Origin of the sequence: Actinokineospora sp., from assembly GCF_052390155.1 — a bacterium.
Taxonomy (GTDB): domain Bacteria; phylum Actinomycetota; class Actinomycetes; order Mycobacteriales; family Pseudonocardiaceae; genus Actinokineospora.
Genome location: NZ_JBQTHF010000081.1, coordinates 1 through 2,398 on the forward strand (window position 1 = coordinate 1; position 2,398 = coordinate 2,398).

The following is a 2,398-nucleotide window of genomic DNA, read 5'->3' on the forward strand; positions in this document are numbered from 1 at the left end:
GGTGGGGGCCGCGCGTTTCTGCCGTGGGGGGGCTCGGCGGGGAGACGGCGGCGGCCCCGGCGGGGCCCGCCCAGTCGCGCTCGCGCGGCCCCCCCACCCACCCCACCCCCGGCCGCCGCGTCCGCCACCCCACCCAGCGCCGGGCCCACCCGGCGCTGGGTGATTCCCGCCCGGGTCCGCATCATGGGCTGGCTGCTGCTGCTCATGGCCATCGTGTCGCTCACCGTCACCGTGGTCACCCGCAATCTGCTGCTCCAGCGCGTCGACACCGAAGTGACGGCCGCTCTGGAACAGGAGGCGGCTGAACTCGGCGGTGTGGCCCGCTCCGGCGTCGACCGCGCCACCCAGCAGCCGTTCCGCAACGTGCGCGAACTGTTGTTCAACCACCTCCAGCGGCAGTACCCCGACGTCGACGAGGTGCTGGTCGGGTGGGTCGCGGGGCCCGGCGCGGGCGAGATTCTGCGGCAGAGCCGCGCCGAGCCGTTCGCTCTCGCCGACAGCCCCGCGGTCCTCGACCCGATCCTGCGCTCGGCGCAGACCAGCGGGTCGGTCCCGACCGCGGCGGGCGAGATGCGCTGGGTCAAGGTCGACGTCGCGGGCCCCGGCGGCGCGGGCGACCGGGGTGCCTTCGTCGTCGGCTACCTCATCGACCGCGACCGCGCCGAGGTCATCGCCACCGTCCAGACCCTGATCCTGGTCAGCCTGCTCGGCCTGCTGCTCGCGGGCGGCGCCGCGTGGGTGGTCGCGGGCCAGATCCTCGCGCCGGTCCGGCTGGTCCGCCGCGCCGCCGCCGAGATCACCGAGGAAGACCTGACCCGGCGCATCCCGGTCGAGGGCCGCGACGACATCGCCGCGCTCGCCGAGCAGTTCAACGCCATGCTCGACCGGCTGGAGCGGGCGTTCGGCACGCAGCGGCAGTTCGTCGACGACGCGGGCCACGAGCTGCGCACCCCGATCACCATCATCCGCGGCCACCTGGAACTGATGGGCGACGACCCGGCCGACCGCGCCGCCGTGGTGCGGCTGTGCACCGACGAACTCGACCGGATGAACCGGATCGTGGCCGACCTGCTGGTGCTGGCCAAGGCCGAGCGGCCCGACTTCGTCCGGCCGGAGCCCACCGAGGTGGCCGAGCTGACCAGCGACATCTACGCCAAGGTCCGCGCCCTCGGCGAGCGCGAGTGGCGGCTGGAGGCGATCGGCGAGGGCGTCGTGCGGCTCGACTCGCAGCGCGTCACCCAGGCCGTCGTGCAACTCGCGCAGAACGCCGTGCAGCACACCCGCGACGGCGACGAGGTGCTGGTCGGGTCGGCGCTGCTGGACGGGCGGGCGTCGTTCTGGATCACCGACCACGGGCCCGGCGTGGCGCCGGTGGACACGGCCAAGATCTTCGACCGGTTCAGCCGCGGGTCGACCGGCGGCGCCGCCGGACACCGTCCGGGCGCCGGGCTCGGCCTGGCCATCGTGCGCGCGATCGCGGAGGCGCACGGCGGTACCGTGAAGCTCGTGTCCACCCCTGGTCGCGGCGCGTCGTTCGGCGTAGACCTGCCCGCGGACCGCGGCGGCGGGCCGCGGTGAACCGCATCCTGGTCGCCGAAGACGAGGAGCGGATCGCGTCGTTCGTGCGCAAAGGGTTGTCCGCCAACGGTTTCAACCCCACGGTGGTGGGCGACGGACCCACCGCGATCGACTACGCACTGACCGGCGGGTTCGACCTGGTGCTGCTCGACATCGGCCTGCCCGGCCGCGACGGGTTCAGCGTGCTGCGCACCCTGCGCGAGGCCAACCTGACCACCCCGGTGATCATCCTGACCGCCCGCGACTCGGTGCACGACACCGTCGCGGGCCTCGAAGGCGGCGCGGACGACTACATGACCAAGCCGTTCCGGTTCGAGGAACTGCTGGCCCGCGTGCGGCTGCGGCTGCGCGCGGCCGACCGGACACCCGAGGTGACGGTGCTGCGCGCGGCCGACCTGTCACTGGACCTGCGCACCCGCCGCGCCCAGGTCGGCGCCCGCACGGTCGACCTCACCGCGCGCGAGTTCGTCCTGTTGGAACTGTTCCTGCGCCACCCCGGCCAAGTCCTGTCCCGCGAACAGATCCTGTCGCACGTGTGGGGCTACGACTTCGACCCCGGCTCGAACATCGTCGACGTCTACGTCCGGGCGCTGCGCCGCAAGGTCGGCGCCGAGCGGATCGCCACGGTGCGCGGCATGGGCTACGCGTTCGGCCGTTGATTCCGGTTCTTCGTGCCGCTACTCATTCGACGCCTATTTGACGCCGCCTGCGGTGAGGCCTGCGACGATGCGGCGTTGGAAGAGGAGGACGAGGATGACGAGGGGGATGGTGACGATGACGCCTGCGGCCATTTGGGTGCCGAAGGGGGCGTCGAATTGGG

2 protein-coding genes and 1 pseudogene are annotated in these 2,398 nt (G+C 73.1%); 2 read left to right on the forward strand and 1 reads right to left on the reverse strand.

The features are described 5' to 3' along the window. Positions 1-159: 159 nt before the first annotated feature. Together ACT4N7_RS25360 and ACT4N7_RS25365 are read left to right on the forward strand one after the other, a co-directional pair. On the forward strand, positions 160-1,578 hold the full coding sequence (locus tag ACT4N7_RS25360; RefSeq protein ID WP_444831357.1) for an ATP-binding protein: 1,419 nt from the start codon (positions 160-162) through the stop codon (positions 1,576-1,578). Continuing rightward, positions 1,575-2,237 (forward strand): response regulator transcription factor, encoded by a 663-nt coding sequence (locus ACT4N7_RS25365; protein WP_444831358.1) that lies wholly within the window; start codon positions 1,575-1,577, stop codon positions 2,235-2,237. The genes ACT4N7_RS25360 and ACT4N7_RS25365 overlap by 4 nt, the downstream gene beginning before the upstream one ends. Before the next feature lie 33 nt (positions 2,238-2,270). Here the strand turns inward: ACT4N7_RS25365 and ACT4N7_RS25370 are convergent. Further along, positions 2,271-2,398, reverse strand: a pseudogene (locus tag ACT4N7_RS25370) (carbohydrate ABC transporter permease); the annotation flags it as partial.